Below are 19,720 nucleotides of genomic sequence, written 5' to 3'. Positions count from 1 at the left end.
TTATAATTTAAGACTAAAATTAAGCATATTACCCGTAAACTTCTGTGCCAACACATCAATAGCATATTCCTTTAACTGCAACACTCTAGGGTAACCTCCCGTAGTCTGGCAATCTCGCATTAAAACAATCAATTTTCCTGAAGGTGTTAGCTGGACTGTTCCAGGAAGTACAGCAGATGTTATTATGGGCTTTAAATTATTTTCTAAAGGCTCTTTTAATTGATAAGCCATTCTATTGTTTTCTTTTGAAATAGTAAATGAATTTGAAAACAATTTGTCTTGTTGTTCATTTGAAAGTAAATTGAATTCCGGGCCTTTAAAAACAGCCATAACTGATGTTTTTAAATAAAAATTATCAATTTTTAATCTAGCGTGATGCTCTGTATTAGTTAAAGAACAAGTTAAAACATCTAACACATCCCCTTTCCGCAAGTCATACTTAGCCGTAATACCTTTATACATGCTTTTGCTCCCCATTATAGTTTCAGTCTGAAAGCCTCCGAGCACGGCCAGATAAGATCGAAAACCAGATTCCAACTTTACAAATGATAAAACATCATGTTTATGAACTTTAAAAACCTTATTATTCTCTATGAATAAATTATTTAACTTCGGGCTCATATTTGCTCCAGACAAGCAAATTAATGTAGAGCAATTAAATTGCAATTTAGCGCCAGTCATAGTCATTTCAATAACCGCTGCATTTTCATCATTACCTAGCAATATATTTGCCATTGATGCCGCGTATCTATCCAAAACGCCGGAATGCGGTACCCCATAGTTTTGAACACCCACACGCCCAAAATCCTGAATGGTTGAATAAAAACCAGAGTTTAGCACCTCAACCATCTAGCACCTCGCTTTCTAATTGATACACCTTAGCATCCACTAATGCCTTAATGTTTTGGTGTTCTTTTAATGATACTTGATAAAATTGAAGCCTATCCCCTGCTTTTGCAAAACAGGGTTGTTCTTTAGAGCTATCAAAAAAATTAATTGGTGAGTTTCCAATTACATTCCATCCTCCTGGGCTTTCTTGAGGGTATATTCCTGTTTGGTTTCCGCCTATAGCAACAGCACCAATTTTTATTTGTAATCTTGGTGTTACCTTTCTTGGTGTAAATAATCTTTCATGTAAACCCCCTAAATATAGAAAACCGGGTAAAAAGCCAATAAAATAAATAGTGTAAATTGGACTAGAATGATATGTGACAATAGCTTCTTTTGATATACTTTTTTCTTCTGAAATAGCCTCTAAATCTATTCCAAAACTAATATCATAACACACCGGGATTTTCCATAAATAAGATGTTGTTTTTGGTAAGGCTTCATTGGATGCATATAGCTTCTTAAGGAGATTAACCTCATCTTCAAAACCAATTTCAAATTTATCATAAACAACTAATAATGAATGGTACGCAGACCTCAACGCTGATATACGCTCAATGTTTTTACTTTCGATTTTTTCTTTAAAATGAAGTATCTCTGTTAAAATATGAGTCTCAATTTTTGCTGGCCATTCTATTAAAATAGAACGCTCTCCAAAAGGTTTATATGTGAGCGAAAAAGTCAATTATTACTTATCTGATTTTAATACCTTTATTTTTTAAGCGAGTTACTAAATTAGCAATTAAACTTAAGGCTTCAGGATGGTCACCATGAACGCAAAATGTTTCTGCTTTAAGCAGTACTAATTTACCTGATACAGTCTTAACTTCCTGATTAACAATCATATTATAAACATGATTAAACATTGTATTAGCATCATGAATTACAGCATGTTTTTCTTGTCTTGAAACCAATGTTAAATCCTCATTATAATTTCTATCAGCAAAAGCCTCATACATAATTTGGATATTATTTTTAATAGCAACTTTGGCTATAACAGAATTAAAAGGCACATATAATTTTAAAGATAAAGCTAGAGCTTTTATAACCTCAACAATAACATTGGCTGTTTTTTTATCAACCGCTGCTAAATTATATAAGGCACCATGAAGTTTTATATGATGTAATGTAAGATGAGTGTCATCTAGGATTGTTATTAAATCTTTAATCTGCTTTTTTATTGAGGTATATAGCACTACGCAAGGCATGTCTATAATCTGTCGCCCAAAGTGTTCTTTATCAGGAAAGGATGGATGCGCACCAATTTTAACACTATGCTCTTTTGCTAGTTCAACCACCTTTCGCATGGTTTCTAAATCTCCTGCATGACCACCACAAGCTATATTACATGAGGACACATATGGCATAAGTTGAGACTCATTACCTATGCCCTCACCTGTATCAACGTTAATATCTATGATTCTATTTTTCACTAAACTAATTTAGTTATTCTATAGTAGAATTTAAAGCATAAATAGCAAAACTTCCTAACCAGTGGCCACCTTCATAACTATCGCCAACTAGACTTGGTAAGGAGTAGTTGATATGCTGATTTGCAATATATGTTAGATGCTCGTATTCTGGTAAACCCTTAGCTATTTTATTTAAACTCCACGCACGCGAAAAATTAACACCATCTAAATGCACTAAATGACCATCGGTTCTATCAGACACTACACCGACTTCTAGTTGGAAGTTTTTATCTTTTAGCTGTGGCAAAAATGCTTCGAACCAAGATTTATAATCTGTTGCTGACAATAAACGTTTCATCAAAGCGGCTTCTTCTAAACAAGGTGATAAAAAATCACTACCACTTGGCTCCCAAGACATCGGGCAGTTTACATCTTTTAAATAGAAAAACATCGCCCGATTTTTAATGTTTATTTTTAACGCCTCGTGGTTTAGAGTTTCCGCATAGTCATACGCAAACGACAGTCCAAAAGCAGTATTAGTATGTGTTCCCACACGTTGCGGATAGTTCAATTTAGGTAAAAACTCGATATATTTTTCAACTATCAAATTAGTTAAAGGTTTTAAATTGTTTTCTAATAATCGGGCAGTATCATCATCCCAAGTATGGATTTCTTCTGCTAATTTTAATAACCATGCCCAACCATAGGCTCGCTCGTATGATTTGTTATGCTTGCCATGAAAGTACTCAACTTCAGCCTCTATCTTTTCTTTTGAAATATTATTAAGCAATTTTTGTTTAATCCCTTCCGCATTATCAATATTCGGAAATAATTTTAGCAAACTTACTAAACTCCAATGGCCATGAACAGCCGAATGCCAATCGAAACAACCATAAAATGCGGGATGTAATTCGTTTGGCTGTTTTAAGTCTTCATGACTTCCTAAAGTTTGTGATAAACGGTTTGGATATTCAGTATTTATACAGTTTAAAGGGAGTTCTGCTAAGGCATTTGCTTGTTCTAAATCTAGTTTCGGGGTATCAGAACTAATGCCAGAGTTGATTTTTGAATCTGTACTCGTTGCTTTTTCTTTTGAATTGTTGCAACTGAATGTTAAAAACACTAAAAGTAAAATAGGTGAATACTTCATTTTATAAAAGTAAAAAAGTTATACAACATAATCGAAACTTATTAAAATAAGCTTTGAGGTTTTAATAGAATAAAAATGTATGTTTTAATTTGTACTTAAATATGTTTTTATATTAGTAGTACAAAATTTTAAAAAGACAATACCATATTGATTTTCAGGTAATTGATATTATTTCAATAAATTTGATGAAGTAAAAAAAAAGCAAAGCAAACCAAAATATTTAAAAATCCCTTTACAAATTGGACATGGTGGCAATTTGGATTAATTGTAGTTATGCTAGTTATCGCTAATAGGTCTGATATAAAAATAGAGAGCCTAATTAAACTCATTCAAATCATAAAAGACTAATTAAGATTAGATATAACATTCTACTCGCTAATCCCAGTTTTTCAACTGGCGAAAATGACAGCATGTTTTCATAACTTACTTTTACTGTCATTAATCACAAATCAACTAAAAGACAAACAGATTATGCTTTTCAGCAGAATTAATTCAACATGTTATATTGTATTCGCCTTTAAGGTTCTACAATACAGTGTTTCACTAAAAAAACCCAAAGCTTTCACTTTGGGTTTTATGCACTAATACTACTAAGATGTTAGGTTTATCGTAATCTATCAACAGATTTTACAAGTTCTTCATCCTTCTTGATGGCCTTATTGGCTAATGCCAACAACACGATAGAAACAATAGGGAGAAGCATCCCAATACCTTTCTCAGAAACCGCCGTTTCTCCAGATACATTTAGTGATTGATACACGAAAAATCCTAGTAAAAAAAAGTTTAATATGATGTTAAGTCGCCCCAATATAAATTGAGACTTCCTGTTTTTATACCTAAATATTGATACGATTGAAAAAAATGCCGATGCTAAAAAAGCAGCATATACATAATTAACATCATCTGCAAACACTCTAACACCACTATCTGTAATCCATAAATGGAATACATAAATTAACCCTGCAGAAACACCTGCTGCAATTAAAAGATATATGGTTTGAATACGTTGTAACATATAATTTTGTAAAACTAGACGGCAAAAATACTAGAATTAATGCTAAAAATTAAAATAAAGTTGTATAATTGCAGTAATAATTCTCAACAATCGCAAAAACAAGCGATTAATCTTCAGAATAAAAATCATTTTTTCAGAATAACTCAAGTTTGTATTCAAAATAAAAAATATTCAATTAAACATCAATGTTTGAAATTTCACAATTAAAAGAAAAAAAGCTCTCTGACTTGCAGGAGATAGCTAAAAAATTGAGCGTTCCTAAATATCGTTCCTTAAAAAAATTAGATTTAGTATACCAAATACTAGATCAACAAGCTGCAGACCCAACAGCAGTAAAAGCGGTTGTTAAAACTGCTGAGCCTACTGAAATAAAGGCAGATGCAAAGCCAATAGCTAGGAAACCTAGGCAACGTGTTCAAAAACCTACCAGAAATACATCTCCAAAAGCTGAAGAAACTTCAGATACAGAAAACAAAAAGGATCCAACAGAAAATTCTGAAACTAAAGAAATGCCTTTAGCACCTGAGAAACAAGCTAAAGAAACGCCAAAGCCAGTTCATAAACCGAACCCTAGGCCGCAAAACGACAACCAGAAAAAGCCTAATCCTAGAAATAATCAAAACAAAAATCAACATAAAAACCAAAAGAACGGAAATGTTGACAATGGGAATAAAGATAATAGGAATCGTTATCGCGAACCAGATTTTGAATTCGATGCTATTATTGAAAGTGAAGGTGTTCTAGATATCATGCAGGATGGCTATGGCTTTTTAAGGTCTTCAGATTATAACTATTTATCATCTCCTGATGATATTTATGTTTCACAATCACAAATTAGATTATTTGGTTTAAAAACGGGTGATACGGTTTTAGGACATGTACGTCCACCAAAAGAAGGCGAAAAATACTTTCCTTTAATTAAAGTCAGTAAAATTAATGGCCAAAACCCAAATGTAGTAAGAGATCGCGTGTCTTTTGAGCATTTAACACCATTGTTCCCTCAAGAAAAATTCAATTTAGCAGAACGTCAAAGTACAATTTCCACTAGAATTATGGATTTGTTCTCTCCTATTGGAAAAGGGCAGCGTGGTATGATTGTATCACAACCTAAAACAGGTAAAACCATGTTACTAAAGGATGTTGCCAATGCTATTGCTGCAAATCATCCAGAAGTATATCAAATGATTTTATTAATTGACGAACGTCCTGAAGAGGTAACGGATATGCAACGTAATGTACGTGGTGAAGTTATTGCTTCTACATTTGATAAAGAAGCACATGAGCACGTAAAAATCGCCAATATTGTGCTTGAAAAAGCAAAACGATTGGTAGAATGCGGTCATGATGTGGTTATTCTATTAGACTCTATAACACGTTTAGCTAGAGCCTACAATACGGTTCAACCTGCTTCTGGTAAAATATTAAGTGGTGGTGTTGATGCTAACGCACTACACAAACCAAAACGTTTCTTTGGTGCAGCTCGTAATATTGAAAATGGAGGATCATTAACCATTATAGCAACCGCGCTTACAGAAACAGGTTCTAAAATGGATGAAGTTATTTTTGAAGAATTTAAAGGAACAGGTAATATGGAACTTCAATTGGATAGAAAAATTTCTAACCGTAGAATTTTCCCTGCTATAGATCTGACTTCTTCAAGTACGAGACGTGATGATATTTTACTGGACGACAATACAATTCAACGTATGTGGGTTATGCGTAAATACCTTGCGGATATGAACCCGGTTGAGGCTATGGAATTTATTAACGACCGTTTTAAACAAACTAGAAACAACGAAGAGTTTTTAATATCAATGAATGGCTAATATGCATTCCCGTGTAGACGACAAAACTAAATATAACTAACTAAAAAAGCCTTAACAAATAATTTGTTAAGGCTTTTTTTATGTTATTCAAGAAAAATAACCTTACTATTTTAAAATCAGTAACTATTTAAAAGGTCTCTATATTCTTTTAAGTCTGCAATATTCATTTTGTTATTAAGATTTTTAATAAGGGCTATTAAATACTTTAGACTTTCAATAGGTGCGACCTCCCCTTCTTCAATAGTCCCATCCTCTTCTATAGGTTCATCATTAAGAATAGGAATCATAAAGGATTCTGTTGATTCAATATGCTCACACGTTAATCTAAGCACTTTTACCACTAAAGGAATTTGTGCTTCTAAGGCATAGGTTCTTAATTCTTTAATATCATCAATTAATGTATCTGTATTAATCCCTGTTTTATCAAGGTTGTTAAGAATTTTATCGATTAATTTAATTGCTTTTTGATTTTCCAAAAGGGTAATATTATTAAAGGTTAATTAATTTCTAATACTTGCAAATTTATATTTTTAAAATCCTTTTTACACTATAAGCGCACTAAAAAAATTCAAAAAAAAAGCCTCTCATTTCTGAGAAGCTTTTAAATATTTTAAAACTTTAAAACAAATTAAAGCGCTGCAACGTGTTTTGCTAAACCTGATTTAAGGTTAGCCGCCTTGTTAGCATGAATAACGTTTTTCTTAGCTAATCTATCTAACATAGATACTACTGAAGGAAACATTTTTTCAGCTTCTTTCTTATTAGTTAACTCACGTAATTTCTTGATAGCATTACGAGTTGTTTTATGCTGATATTTATTAGTTAAACGTTTTGCTTCGTTACTTCTAATTCTTTTTAATGCTGACTTATGATTTGCCATTTTGTTTTTTTCTTAATTTTTTAATGTAGCCCGTAGGGGAATCGAACCCCTCTTACCAGGATGAAAACCTGGCGTCCTAGCCGATAGACGAACGGGCCATTTGTTTTTCTGTGTGCAAATTTAAATTACAATATATTAAACTCACAACACCTTTCAAATAACATACAACGTTTCCATTGCGGATGCAAAAATACAACTATTTTTAAATGTTGCAAGTGCTATATAATCTTTTTTTAAAAAAAATTATATTAGTACGCTTTTGCGAACAATACTCTACGTTTTGAAGGGTTTCCTGTATACACACAAACACCTTCTTTTACGTCTCCTTCTAAAGGAATACATCTAATCGTAGCCTTAGTTAACGCTTTTATTTTGTCTTCAGTTTCATTTGTACCATCCCAATGGGCTGATATAAACCCTGTTTTAGTTTCTAAAACCTTTTTAAATTCGTCAAAAGTATCAACTTCAGTAATATGATTATCTCTAAAATCTAAAGCCTTATTAAATAAAGAGGCTTGTATTTCCTCTAATAAACCTTCAATTTTTTCAGTTAGATCTTCTAATGCAACAACTTTTTTAGTTAGGGTATCTCGTCTTGCAATTTCAACTGTTCCATTTGCTAAATCCCTAGCTCCAATTGCTATTCGTAGTGGTACCCCTTGTAATTCGTGCTGTGCAAATTTAGCTCCTGGTCTATGCGTAGTTCTACTATCAAACTTAACTGTAATATGCTTTTCTCTCAAATTCCTTAAAATACCGTTAGCAACTTCAGTAATAGCATTTAAATCATCTTCACTCTTATATATTGGTACAATAACCACTTGATTTGGCGCTAAACTTGGCGGCAAAACTAATCCGTGGTCATCACTATGAGTCATAATCAGTGCTCCCATTAATCGTGTTGAAACACCCCAAGATGTTGCCCAAACATAATCTTGCTTACCTTCTTTATTGGCAAACTTCACATCAAAAGCCTTGGCGAAGTTTTGCCCTAAAAAATGAGAGGTTCCTGCTTGTAAAGCCTTCCCATCTTGCATTAATGCTTCAATACAATAGGTTTCATCTGCTCCAGCAAAGCGTTCACTTTCCGTTTTCAATCCTTGAATAACAGGTATAGCCATAAATTTTTCGGCAAACGTCGCATAGACGTTATTCATTAATTCGGCTTCAGCCAATGCCTCTTGTTTAGTTGCATGAGCGGTATGCCCTTCTTGCCATAAAAACTCAGCAGTACGCAAAAACAAACGCGTACGCATTTCCCAACGCACCACATTGGCCCATTGATTAATCAAAAGTGGTAAATCTCTATAAGACTGAATCCACCCCCTGTAGGTATTCCAAATAATCGCTTCACTAGTTGGTCTTACTATAAGTTCCTCTTCTAACTTAGCCTCTGGGTCAACTCGTAATTTCCCTTTTTTATCTGGGTCATTTTGCAACCTGTAATGGGTTACGATAGCACATTCTTTAGCAAATCCTTCAGCATTTTTTTCTTCGGCCTCAAATAAGCTTTTAGGTACAAACAATGGGAAATAGGCATTTTGGTGTCCTGTTTCCTTAAACATTTTATCCAATTCCGCCTGCATTTTCTCCCAAATAGCAAAACCATAAGGCTTAATGACCATACACCCTCTAACTGCCGAATTCTCTGCTAGGTCTGCTTTGACAACCAATTCGTTATACCATTTTGAATAATCCTCTGATCTACTGGTAAGTTTTTTGCTCATATCAATGTTTTGGCACAAATATTGTGAATAAGTTAAATAGAAAAATAGTTCAGCAAAACTAACTATTTTTGTGATGTTCAACAATAAAATTATAGAGATATGCAATTTAACAACTACTTAAAAGGAAAAGTGCCATTTGTAGCCCTATTTGGTCTGCTGTTTGGTTTAGTTTCATGTGGTTCTTATCAATACGTTGGTGTGGACAGTGATGGTATTTATGGCGAACCCGTAGTACAAAATCAAGAGAAAGTTGTTGAAGTGCCTAACGAATCAAATAGTAACTACTACAAAAACTATTTTAAAACCAAATCTATTGAGTCTGAAAATCTACTGTATAATGATGATGCTATTTTTACAGATATTGATTCCTATGAAAGTCCAAATTATGTTGAAAACGACACTTTAGTAAATGATTACCAAGGCTATGCTGGTTGGGGTCAAAATAGTAATAGTGTAACGATAAACTATATTGACAACGGATGGAACAATTGGGGCTGGAATGCTGGTTTTGGTTTTGGATGGAACAACTGGGGCTGGGGCAACTCATGGAACCGCTGGGGATGGAACAATTGGGGTTTTTATGACCCGTTTTGGTGTCCTCCTTTTTATGGTGGCGGCTTTTATGGCGGTTGGGCTTTTAATAATGGTTGGGGCTACAACAGGTTTTATAATAGAGGATTTTACGGAAACAGAGGCTTTTACAGCGGAAGAAATGCTTCATATAGTGCTAGTAGACGAGGTAGTTATTTAGCTAGTAATTCTAGAAACCTTAACAGAAATATAAGTAGACGCGGTACCATAAGTTCACAAAACAGAGCAACATCAAAATACAATACATCTAGAAGAAGCAGTATAAATCCAAATGCAACCACCACCAGAAGAAGTTATAACACGAACGGAACCCGCACAAATTCAGGTGTTGTAAGACAATCAACAGGTGTAAGAAGAACGCCTTCTTCAAATTCTACAGCTAGGTCTTCATCTTCAACAGTAAGAAGAAGTTCGAGTACAGTTTACAGACAACCCAACAGAAGTAGCTCTAGTTCTGGGAACTCAACTTACCGAAGATCATCTTCAAACAATAGAAGCTATACGCCAAGCAGAAGCTCTTCTAGTTCAAGGTCTAGTGGATCCGTTTCAAGATCCTCATCAAGTAGTAGAAGTTCAAGTGGCTCAAGGTCTTCAAGTGGAGGTGGAAGACGTTAATCTTATTTTTATTAAAAGAGAAAAACATATCATATGAAAAAGTTAAATGTACTATTCATAGGTTTACTATCTATGTCTACAGTTTATGCACAGGATATTAGTGATGCACTAAGATATTCACAGAGTGAAATTCAAGGAACGGCTCGTTTTAGAGCTCTAAGTGGTGCTTTTGGTGCACTAGGAGGTGATATGAGTGCCGTTAGCGCAAACCCTGCTGGCTCTGCCATTTTTAGTAGAAGTCATGCATCTTTCACAGGTTCAAATGTAGATGTTGATAACAACACTCAGTATTTTAATGGTATAACCAATTCTGGTGAATCTACTTTTGACATAAATCAAGGTGGCGCTGCATTTGTGTTTGCTAATCGTAATACTAATTCGTCTTGGAAAAAATTCACCTTAGCTATTGCTTACGACAGAACTAATAATTATGATGATAATTGGAATGCTATTGGGTTAAACACCAATGATGATGGTAATTTCAGCAATTCCATAGCTAGTTATTTTTATGATTATGCTGATGGAAAAAGGCTAGATGAAATTTCTACCTTACCAGGTGAATCTTTATCAGAAGCCTATCAAGATATCGGTGAAGTTTTTGGCTTTGGAAACCAACAAGCGTTTTTAGGTTTTGAATCTTTTATTCTTGAACCAGATGATATAAATGATGATGCCAATACACTTTATTCCTCAAATATATCTCCTGGGAACTTCAATCATGATTATTCATATCTAGCTACAGGATATAATGGAAAAATCACCTTTAATGTGGCTACGCAATATGAAGACAATTTATATTTAGGAATAAACTTAAATTCACATTTTATAGACTATCAACGTTCAACACTTTTATTTGAAAATAATTCAAATCCAGGATCTATTGTAAGTGCTGTAGAGTTCGAAAACAATCTATCAACCACAGGTACTGGATTTTCGTTTCAACTAGGTGGTATTATGAAATTAAGTCCGGAGTTTAGAGTTGGTGTAACCTATGATTCTCCAACTTGGTACACTATAGAAGAAGAGACAACTCAATATTTAGCTACTGTAAGAGACGATAACGGCACTAATGCTACTCAAGTCATCAACCCAGATGTAGTAAACATTTACCCACGATATAAACTCCAAACTCCAGCAAAAATAACGGGAAGTTTAGCTTACATTTTTGCAAAAAAAGGCTTGATTAGTTTTGATTACTCTAAAAAGAATTATGGCAATACAAAGTTTAAGCCAGAATCTGATTATACAGACTTAAATGCAGGTATTGGCAATGTATTAACAGATGCGGCAACATATCGAATTGGTGGCGAATACAAGCACAAACAGTTTAGCTTTAGAGGTGGTTACCGTTTTGAAGAAAGCCCTTATGAAGATGGTGTTACCGTTAGCGATTTAAATGGTTATTCGTTAGGTTTAGGTTTTAACTTTGGAAACACAAAATTAGATATTACTTATGATCAATCCGAGCGCTCTTTTGCAACACCATTATATAATGTTGGATTAATCGATACCGCAAGTATAGATCAAACAAACTCTAACATTACATTATCTTTAAGTTTTAATATTTAATCATAAGCAAACATTACAAAAAAGCTTGCACCTAATAAGGTTCGAGCTTTTTTTGATTTGGTGTAATTTCATAACAAAATATGAGACTAAATTGTTTTCTTGCTTTTGCGAGAATAAAAATCCTGTAGGCAAGCAGGCAGGTTCAATCGAAACCTCGATTCGATAAAAACTTAAATAATTAATTATTTGCAAACAAAAAGTATAACAAAAAGTGAAATGCTTATCTTTGCAAATTAAAATTTGACTTATAAATCATGGCGTTTGACAGTAATATAGAAGATTTTGATGCATTAGGAAACGAACATATTGGTACATCTGAAAATACACCAATGCGAAATGATGCTTTTAAATTAAATAGCGAGGAAAAAATAGACATTATAAAAGATGATGTACGTCACATCATGGAAACCTTAGGTTTAGATTTAACTGATGATAGTTTAAACGGCACCCCAAACCGTGTCGCTAAAATGTTTGTTAATGAAATTTTTGGAGGCTTAGACCCTGATAAAAAACCAAGTGCTTCAACATTTGAAAACAAATATAAGTACGGCGAAATGTTGGTTGAAAAGAACATTACGGTGTATTCAACTTGCGAGCATCATTTATTACCCATAGTAGGACGTGCTCATATTGCTTATATTTCTAATGGAACCGTAGTAGGCTTATCTAAAATGAATCGTATTGTTGATTATTTTGCAAAACGTCCACAAGTACAAGAACGTTTAACCATTCAAGTGGTTAGAGAACTTCAAGATGTTTTAGGTACAAAAGATGTAGCTTGTGTTATTGATGCCAAGCATCTTTGCGTTAATTCAAGAGGGATAAGAGATATAGAAAGCAGCACGGTTACTTCTGAATTTGGAGGTAAATTTAAAGATATGGCTACTCGTCGCGAGTTTCTTGATTATATAAAATTAGATACAAAGTTTTAAAATAAACCGCCTTTTTAATAACTCATCAACAAATCAAAATGCAGTTATACCAATCCAATCCAATTAAAATATACAATTCACTAACTGGAAAAAAAGAAACTTTCAAACCTATTAACGAAGGTCATATTGGTATGTATGTTTGTGGACCTACGGTTTACAGTAATGTTCATTTAGGTAATGTTAGAACCTTCATGTCTTTTGATATGATTTTCAGGTACCTTAAGCACTTAGGTTATAAAGTGCGTTATGTTCGTAACATTACTGATGCTGGTCATTTAGAAAATGACGCCGATGTTGGTGAAGATAAAATCACTAAGAAAGCACGTTTAGAGCAAATTGAACCCATGGAAGTGGTTCAGCGTTATACAGTTGATTTTCACAATATATTAAACACATTAAATTTTTTACCTCCAAGTATAGAGCCTACTGCGACTGGACATATCATAGAACAAATAGAATTAATTAGTAAAATTATTGAAAATGGTTTTGCTTATGAAGTTAATGGCTCTGTATATTTTGATGTCCATAAGTTTAATGAAACAAACGAATACGGTAAATTAAGCAAGCGCAAACTTGAAGATTTAATACATAATACAAGAACACTAGACGGACAAAGTGATAAAAAAAATCCACAGGATTTTGCCCTTTGGAAAAAAGCAGAACCTCAGCACATTATGCGCTGGCCTTCGCCTTGGAGTGATGGTTTTCCTGGCTGGCATTTAGAGTGTACAGCTATGAGTACTAAATATTTAGGCGAACAATTTGATATTCACGGTGGTGGTATGGATTTAAAATTTCCACATCACGAATGTGAAATTGCTCAAAATGAAGCTGCTATAGGAAAAAGCCCTGTCAACTATTGGATGCATGCCAATATGTTGGAACTGAATGGGCAGCGTATGTCTAAAACAACAGGCAATACAGTTAATCCAGATGAATTACTATCTGGAAACAATTCGTTCTTTAGTAAAGCTTATGGCCCAAGTGTCATTCGGTTTTTTAATGCACAATCATCTTACAGAAGTATTTTAGATTTAACTGACGATGGATTATTAGCAAGCGAAAAAGGGTTTTACAGATTAATAGATGCTGTTAACCTTTTAGACGATTTAAAAGCTTCAACTGCATCATCGATTGACATCACGGCATGGAAACAGAAATGTTATGATGCTATGAACGATGATTTTAATTCCCCAATCTTAATCGCTCATTTATTTGAAGCTGCAAAATATATTAATCAAGTTAAGGAAGGTTCAGAAACCTTGTCCACTGAAGATTTAAATACATTAAAAGAAACCATAAACATTTTTGTTTATGATATTTTAGGTCTTAAAAACACTGTAAAAAGTGATTCTGGAACCGATAAGCTTTCAGGTGCTGTTGATGTTTTAATTCGATTGAGACAAGAGGCTAGAGCAAATAAAGATTTTACTTTATCTGATAAAATTCGTGATGAATTGGCAGAAGTTGGTATTCAACTTAAAGATGGTAAGGACGGCACAACGTTCTCTACAAATTAGATCGCTCTGTCATTATTCGATTGATACAGAATCTATTACAATTCAGACTCAAAATAACAAGCCTTATCCTGTTTGCCAACAGGTAAGGAAATGACAAATAAATGCTAAAAAAACTACTCATAGCTCCATTTTTGCTTCTAATAAAAGTATATCAAACTTTAATATCGCCATTAACCCCAGCAACGTGTAGATACAATCCAACATGCTCACATTACTCTAAAGAGGCATTACAAAAACATGGGTTATTTAAAGGAGGTTGGTTAGCTATAAAACGCATTTTTAGCTGTCATCCTTGGGGCGGATCAGGTCATGACCCTGTACCCTAATCTTTAAAATACACCATTAATTATAGAATTGACTTAGTCAGAAAAAAATGATAACTTCGTTAACACCGGAAATAAACCCCAATACCATATTGTTTTTGGTAAAAAACAACTCATTTTTACAAAATTAGCAACAAAGTTATAATCTATGAAAAGAACATTTTTTTTAGTATGCTCATTATTAATAATGACTATTTCCTGTAAAAAAAAGCAAGATACTATCAATAATCTAAAAACATTTGCAAAAGCCTATGGCTATGTAAAATATTTTCATCCAAGTGATGAAGCTTCTGCAATAGATTGGAATAGCTTTGCCGCTTATGGTGCTGAACAAATTGTAAAGTGCCAAAGCAAAACCGAAGTCATTAACACATTAAATAGCTTATTCAAACCTATTGCACCAAGTGTGGTGTTTTCAGAAGAAAAGCAAGCATTTAATTTAAATACCATAACACCAGAAAGCCCAGAGAACTTTAAACCAACCTATTGGCAACATAAAGGTGTCTCTAAAGATATGACATATCAAAATTATGTTTACAGTAGTGTTAGAGTAAATCGGTATTCAGAAATTGATGAGTCAAGTAATTACGGGAACATCTCAATGTCAATCAATGCTAAAAAATATAGAGGTAAGGAAATTAAATATACAGGTTGGGTAAAGCTTAACAAAAACGCTAATGCTTCTGGGCACTTATCCTTGTGGGTTGAAAACACGGATAGGTCACTTGGTTTCTATGAAACTATGGATGCCAAACCTATAAAAAGTAGTGATTGGAAGCCATATGAAATTATCGGAAAAATAGATACACTTGGATCAAAGCTAGCTTTTGGTAGTTATGTAAGTGGCAAAGGGACCTTATATTTAGATGATGTACACTTATATTATAAAGACAATAATGAATGGGTAGAAATACCAATAAAAAATAGTGATTTTGAAGCGAGTAGTATTGGAGAAAAAACAGAACAGTCTGAATGGATAGGCAAAAGTAAAGGCTATACGTATAATGTTTCAAGCTCTGAAAATATGGAAGGTAAAAATTGCCTTGTTATAAGCTACGAAGGCGCAATTAAAAAAGTAAAAGGCGAAGCCATATTCAAAGCACATCCAAAATTTGGCGAACTTATAGAAGAAGAAATTGGCAAAGGAATATACTGCCAAATACCCTTAAACTTATTTGGCGATGATAAAAACACTTTTCCTAAAAGCAAGATAGCAAGTACGCTTCAAGACAGTCTAAAAGTTTTAGACAACAGTCCTGAAAATTTAGCAATGCGTATAGGCAATTTTATAAACACATATAATGTTATTCAACATTTTTATCCCTATTTTGAAGAAGCGGAAACAAATTGGGACAAAGCATTAGAAACAGCTTTAAAACAAAGTTTCAGTGACCAAACTGCTGACGACCACTTAATAACATTACAAAAATTTATGGCGCCCTTAAAAGACGGACATGTACGTGTTTGGATGGGCAATGCTGTTCCTTATGTACCAGCTATTAATTGGGAATGGGTAGAAGACAAATTAATCATTACAGAAGTAAAAAACGATACTTTAAACATTAAAGTTGGAGATATCGTTACCAAGATTGATAAGCAATTACCTAAAAACTATTTTGAAGACATTAATTCAAGAATTTCAGCAGGAACAAAAGGATCTTTAGATTTTAAAGCACAAGATTTAAGCCTATTTGGTAAAAAAGACAGTAAATTGGTTTTAGAAGTAAATGGTAAAACTATAAACTTAAAACGCGATAAAAACTATACGTATACAAGCGTAAGCATACCCATACAAAAAAACAAATACAAATTATTAGACAATAATATATTCTATCTCAATCTAGATACCATTGAAATGGACACCATTACTAGCCTTATGCCTCAATTAAAAACATCAAAAGGTATTATATGCGATATGAGGGGCTACCCAAACAGTAACCACGATTTCATTTCTCATTTGTTGAAAGAAAATGACACCTCAAAAGCGTGGCTAAGAATCCCAAAAATCATCTATCCAAATCAAAATAAAATTGTTGGGTATGAAGATACAGGTTGGGAAATCGAGACTAAAGAGCCCTACCTAGGTGACAAGAAAATTGTGTTTATTATAGATAGTAGAGCAATAAGTTATGCCGAAAGCTACATGAGTTTCATTGAAGGTTACAAACTGGCTACCATTGTCGGACAACCCACAGCTGGAACAAATGGTAATATAAATCCTTTTAAACTTCTAGGGAACTTTAATGTTAATTGGACAGGCATGAAGGTTATAAAACATGATGGGTCTCAACATCATGCCATTGGCATATTACCAAATATATATGTTAATAAAACTATTGAAGGTGTAAAATCTGGTAAGGATGAGTTTTTAGAAAAAGCTATACAAGTTGTTTTAGAACAATAAGCAATTTAGCTTATAACCTATAGCAAGGTTTTGGTCATGATTCGGTTCCTTAGAACTAAAATGAATAAAAACACAAAAGCATTATTATTTAATGTTTCTTTTTAGAGGCGATTTGGGGTGCTTACTTTATGTTTCACGCAAATAATGCTTTTAAAGTTTTTAATGATATCATTTATCAAACATATACAAAAATCAGCTGAAATACAAATAATATCGATTAAACGCAATTTTTATCTTGTTCTAATGCTCTGGAATCTGCTTTAAAATCTCCAAAACAAAGTTCCAATACTTTTGAACAGATGATATTTGCGCACGTTCATCTGGTGAGTGTGCACCCTTTATATTAGGACCAAAACTAATCATATCCATATCTGGATAATTAGTCCCTAGAATACCACATTCCAATCCTGCATGACAGGCAGCTACATGAGGTTTTTGGCCATTTAACTCTTCATAAAGTTTTGCCATGACCTTTAAAATATCAGAATCCATATTTGGTGCCCAACCAGGATAATCTCCGGAGAATTTAACCTCACAACCAGTAAGTTCAAAAGTAGCACGAAGTGTATTTGCTAAATCCATTTTAGAACTCTCTACCGATGAGCGTGTTAAGCACTCTATTTTAATATGTCCTTCTTTAACTATAACTCTAGCTATATTGTTTGAGGTCTCTACCAATTCAGGAATATCAGCACTCATTCTGTAAACCCCATTTAAAGCCGCATACAATGCTCTGGTTAAACCTTCTTGAACACCTAAATCCATAATTGACTTTGGTGTTTCAGTTTTAGAAATAGTAATTTCCAAATCAGGCTCCATAGTTTTTAGTTCTACTTTTATGGTTTCTGTTTGTAATTTCATTTCCGATAAAAATACTTCTTCATGAATAGCATCAATAGCCAGAATGGCATTACTTTCGCGTGGAATAGCATTTCTTAAACTACCGCCATTAATTTCAGAAATACGTAGCCCAAAATTCTCAAAACCATCAAAAAGCAAACGATTCATAATTTTATTAGCATTCCCTAAACCTTCATGGATTTGCATACCAGAATGTCCGCCTTGCAAACCTTTAACAGTAACTAAAAACCCTATTTTAAATTCGGGGGTATCCTCTTCTTCATAAGTTCTAGTTGCGGTTACATCAATACCGCCTGCACAACCAACACCTATTTCATCATCTTCTTCAGTATCTAAATTTAGAAGAATCTCGCCGTTTAATAGCCCTCCTTTTAATCCCATAGCGCCTGTCATACCTGTTTCCTCATCAATAGTAAACAAAGCTTCAATAGGAGGATGCGGAATGTCAGTGCTTTCTAAAATGGCCATAATAGTAGCAACACCCAGTCCGTTATCAGCACCTAACGTAGTCCCTTTTGCTCGAACCCAATCGCCTTCTACAAACATATCAATACCTTGGGTTTCAAAATCAAACTCGGTATCGTTATTTTTTTGGTGTACCATATCCAAATGTGATTGCATAACCACAGTAGTCCTGTTTTCCATGCCTGTAGTTGCTGGTTTTTTTATAATCACATTTCCAACTTCATCTTCAATGGTTTCTAAACCTAAAGTTTCACCAAAACCTTTCATAAAAGCTATAACACGCTCTTCTTTTTTTGATGCACGAGGTACGGCGTTTAAATCGGCAAATTTATTCCAAAGTTGTTGGGGTTGAAGTTGTCTTATCTCAGAGCTCATAATCTTAAAAATTATAGTAGCACAAAGATACATTTTACTTCATAGGATTAATAAACATTTTCCTATTTTTGATGTATGCTGAAGAACACAAAATTACTAATCGCTATAAGCTTAATACCTCAATACTTTTTGGTGAAGTTACTTTCAAATTTTCCTAAATTTATAGAGCAGTATTACAGTAATGGTTTGTACCAATATATTTCAAAAATTTTTAGATTTATATTAGGATGGTTTCCGTTTTCATTTGGTGATTTAGTGTATACGTTTACCATAATTTATGCCATAAGATGGTTTTACTTAAATAGAAAACGCTTTAGAACAAATACCAAAAACTGGCTGACTGATGTATTTGCTGCCTTGGCGATTTTTTATTTTGCATTTCACTTATTTTGGGGTATGAATTATCATCGTTTGCCATTGCATAAAAGTTTAAATATTGAAAGTAAATACACAACTGAACAATTAGTAGAAGTAACTAATATGTTGATTAAAAAATCAAATACATTACATTCTAAACTATCAAAAAACGATACGATTAAAATAGATTTGCCTTTTAGTAAAAATGAGATTTTTAAAATGACATCAATTGGTTATGATAATTTAAAAATCCATTTTCCACATTTTAAATACTGCCCAAAAAGTATCAAAACATCCATATATAGCTACCCACTAACTTATATGGGCTTTAGCGGGTATTTAAACCCTTTTACCAACGAAGCTCAAGTTGATGGTTTAATCCCTATTTATAAATTTCCAACAACATCGGCTCACGAAATCGCACATCAACTTGGCTATGCTGCAGAAAACGAAGCTAATTTTATTGGTTTTATGGCAACTATTAATCATGATAATATGTATTTTAAATACGCAGGCTATACCTTTAGTTTGCGTTTCTGTTTGAATGAAATTTACAGACGCGATGAGGCCTTATATGAAACCATAGTAGAAACAGTCAATCCAGGAATTCTAAAAAACTATAAAGAAGTCCGAGACTTTTGGGATGCACACCAAAATCCAGCAGAACCCTTCTTTAAAGGTTTTTACAGTAACTTTTTAAAAGCAAACAAACAGGATAAGGGTATGCAAAGCTATAACTATGTGGTGGCCTTATTGGTTAATTATTTTGACTCTACTAATTTGTAGAATATTTAGCTAAAAAATAATCTA

The 19,720-nt window shown here is 33.5% G+C and carries 17 protein-coding genes and 1 tRNA gene; 8 read left to right on the top strand and 10 right to left on the bottom strand.

The genetic code is table 11. The annotated features are described in order from the left end of the window. The 5 genes from ABD941_RS14280 to ABD941_RS14260 form a co-directional block, all read right to left on the bottom strand. Positions 1-849 (bottom strand): 5-oxoprolinase subunit C family protein, encoded by an 849-nt coding sequence (locus ABD941_RS14280; RefSeq protein ID WP_345274815.1) that lies wholly within the window; start codon positions 847-849, stop codon positions 1-3. Further along, on the bottom strand, positions 842-1,573 hold the full coding sequence (pxpB, locus tag ABD941_RS14275; RefSeq protein ID WP_345274814.1) for a 5-oxoprolinase subunit PxpB: 732 nt from the start codon (positions 1,571-1,573) through the stop codon (positions 842-844). The genes ABD941_RS14280 and pxpB overlap by 8 nt, the downstream gene beginning before the upstream one ends. 7 nt (positions 1,574-1,580) lie before the next feature. Next, a complete protein-coding gene (gene pxpA / locus ABD941_RS14270; RefSeq protein ID WP_345274813.1) occupies positions 1,581-2,321 on the bottom strand; it encodes a 5-oxoprolinase subunit PxpA in 741 nt (246 codons plus the stop codon). Positions 2,322-2,334: 13 nt separating this feature from the next. Beyond that, positions 2,335-3,450: a DUF2891 domain-containing protein gene (locus tag ABD941_RS14265; RefSeq protein ID WP_345274812.1), complete on the bottom strand. Its 1,116-nt coding sequence runs from the start codon at positions 3,448-3,450 to the stop codon at positions 2,335-2,337. A 604-nt stretch (positions 3,451-4,054) separates the two neighbouring features. Next, positions 4,055-4,465 carry a DUF4293 domain-containing protein gene (locus tag ABD941_RS14260; RefSeq protein WP_345274811.1) on the bottom strand — a complete coding sequence of 137 codons (411 nt, stop codon included), beginning with the start codon at positions 4,463-4,465 and terminating at the stop codon, positions 4,055-4,057. A gap of 185 nt (positions 4,466-4,650) precedes the next feature. Here ABD941_RS14260 and rho point away from each other — a divergent pair, with 185 nt between their 5' ends. Continuing rightward, complete coding sequence (gene rho / locus ABD941_RS14255; protein ID WP_345274810.1) at positions 4,651-6,291, top strand: transcription termination factor Rho; 1,641 nt, start codon at positions 4,651-4,653, stop codon at positions 6,289-6,291. A 116-nt stretch (positions 6,292-6,407) separates the two neighbouring features. Here the strand turns inward: rho and ABD941_RS14250 are convergent, their stop codons facing one another. The 4 genes from ABD941_RS14250 to proS all read right to left on the bottom strand — a co-directional run bounded on the left by ABD941_RS14250 (position 6,408) and on the right by proS (position 8,898). Then, complete coding sequence (locus ABD941_RS14250) at positions 6,408-6,767, bottom strand: hypothetical protein (protein ID WP_345274809.1); 360 nt, start codon at positions 6,765-6,767, stop codon at positions 6,408-6,410. Between the two features lie 152 nt (positions 6,768-6,919). Next, positions 6,920-7,171: a 30S ribosomal protein S20 gene (gene rpsT / locus ABD941_RS14245; protein WP_345274808.1), complete on the bottom strand. Its 252-nt coding sequence runs from the start codon at positions 7,169-7,171 to the stop codon at positions 6,920-6,922. A gap of 26 nt (positions 7,172-7,197) precedes the next feature. After that, positions 7,198-7,269 (bottom strand) — tRNA-Glu (locus ABD941_RS14240). 150 nt (positions 7,270-7,419) lie between these two features. Then, complete coding sequence (proS, locus tag ABD941_RS14235; RefSeq protein WP_345274807.1) at positions 7,420-8,898, bottom strand: proline--tRNA ligase; 1,479 nt, start codon at positions 8,896-8,898, stop codon at positions 7,420-7,422. 99 nt (positions 8,899-8,997) lie between these two features. Between proS and ABD941_RS14230 the strand changes: the two genes are divergently transcribed. The 6 genes from ABD941_RS14230 (at position 8,998) to ABD941_RS14205 (ending at position 16,852) form a co-directional block, all read left to right on the top strand. Next, complete coding sequence (locus ABD941_RS14230; protein WP_345274806.1) at positions 8,998-10,104, top strand: hypothetical protein; 1,107 nt, start codon at positions 8,998-9,000, stop codon at positions 10,102-10,104. Positions 10,105-10,137: 33 nt separating this feature from the next. After that, positions 10,138-11,673: an OmpP1/FadL family transporter gene (locus tag ABD941_RS14225; RefSeq protein WP_345274805.1), complete on the top strand. Its 1,536-nt coding sequence runs from the start codon at positions 10,138-10,140 to the stop codon at positions 11,671-11,673. A 254-nt stretch (positions 11,674-11,927) separates the two neighbouring features. Further along, positions 11,928-12,605 (top strand): GTP cyclohydrolase I FolE, encoded by a 678-nt coding sequence (gene folE / locus ABD941_RS14220; RefSeq protein WP_345274804.1) that lies wholly within the window; start codon positions 11,928-11,930, stop codon positions 12,603-12,605. A 38-nt stretch (positions 12,606-12,643) separates the two neighbouring features. Further along, on the top strand, positions 12,644-14,125 hold the full coding sequence (gene cysS, locus ABD941_RS14215; protein ID WP_345274803.1) for a cysteine--tRNA ligase: 1,482 nt from the start codon (positions 12,644-12,646) through the stop codon (positions 14,123-14,125). Positions 14,126-14,226: 101 nt separating this feature from the next. Continuing rightward, positions 14,227-14,451, top strand: coding sequence for a membrane protein insertion efficiency factor YidD (gene yidD / locus ABD941_RS14210; protein WP_345274802.1), 225 nt, complete (start codon positions 14,227-14,229; stop codon positions 14,449-14,451). A gap of 145 nt (positions 14,452-14,596) precedes the next feature. After that, positions 14,597-16,852 carry a S41 family peptidase gene (locus ABD941_RS14205; RefSeq protein ID WP_345274801.1) on the top strand — a complete coding sequence of 752 codons (2,256 nt, stop codon included), beginning with the start codon at positions 14,597-14,599 and terminating at the stop codon, positions 16,850-16,852. A 240-nt stretch (positions 16,853-17,092) separates the two neighbouring features. Here ABD941_RS14205 and ABD941_RS14200 read toward each other — a convergent pair whose 3' ends face one another. After that, a complete protein-coding gene (locus tag ABD941_RS14200) occupies positions 17,093-18,553 on the bottom strand; it encodes an aminoacyl-histidine dipeptidase (protein ID WP_345274800.1) in 1,461 nt (486 codons plus the stop codon). Between the two features lie 75 nt (positions 18,554-18,628). On the opposite strand from ABD941_RS14200, the gene ABD941_RS14195 reads away from it, so the two are divergent. Next, complete coding sequence (locus ABD941_RS14195) at positions 18,629-19,696, top strand: DUF3810 domain-containing protein (protein ID WP_345274799.1); 1,068 nt, start codon at positions 18,629-18,631, stop codon at positions 19,694-19,696. The last annotated feature ends 24 nt before the right edge of the window (positions 19,697-19,720 follow it).

The organism is Flaviramulus aquimarinus (genome assembly GCF_039543205.1).
Taxonomy (GTDB): domain Bacteria; phylum Bacteroidota; class Bacteroidia; order Flavobacteriales; family Flavobacteriaceae; genus Flaviramulus_B; species Flaviramulus_B aquimarinus.
Note: the sequence above shows the minus strand (reverse complement) of the source record. Positions and strands in the feature narration are given on the sequence as shown.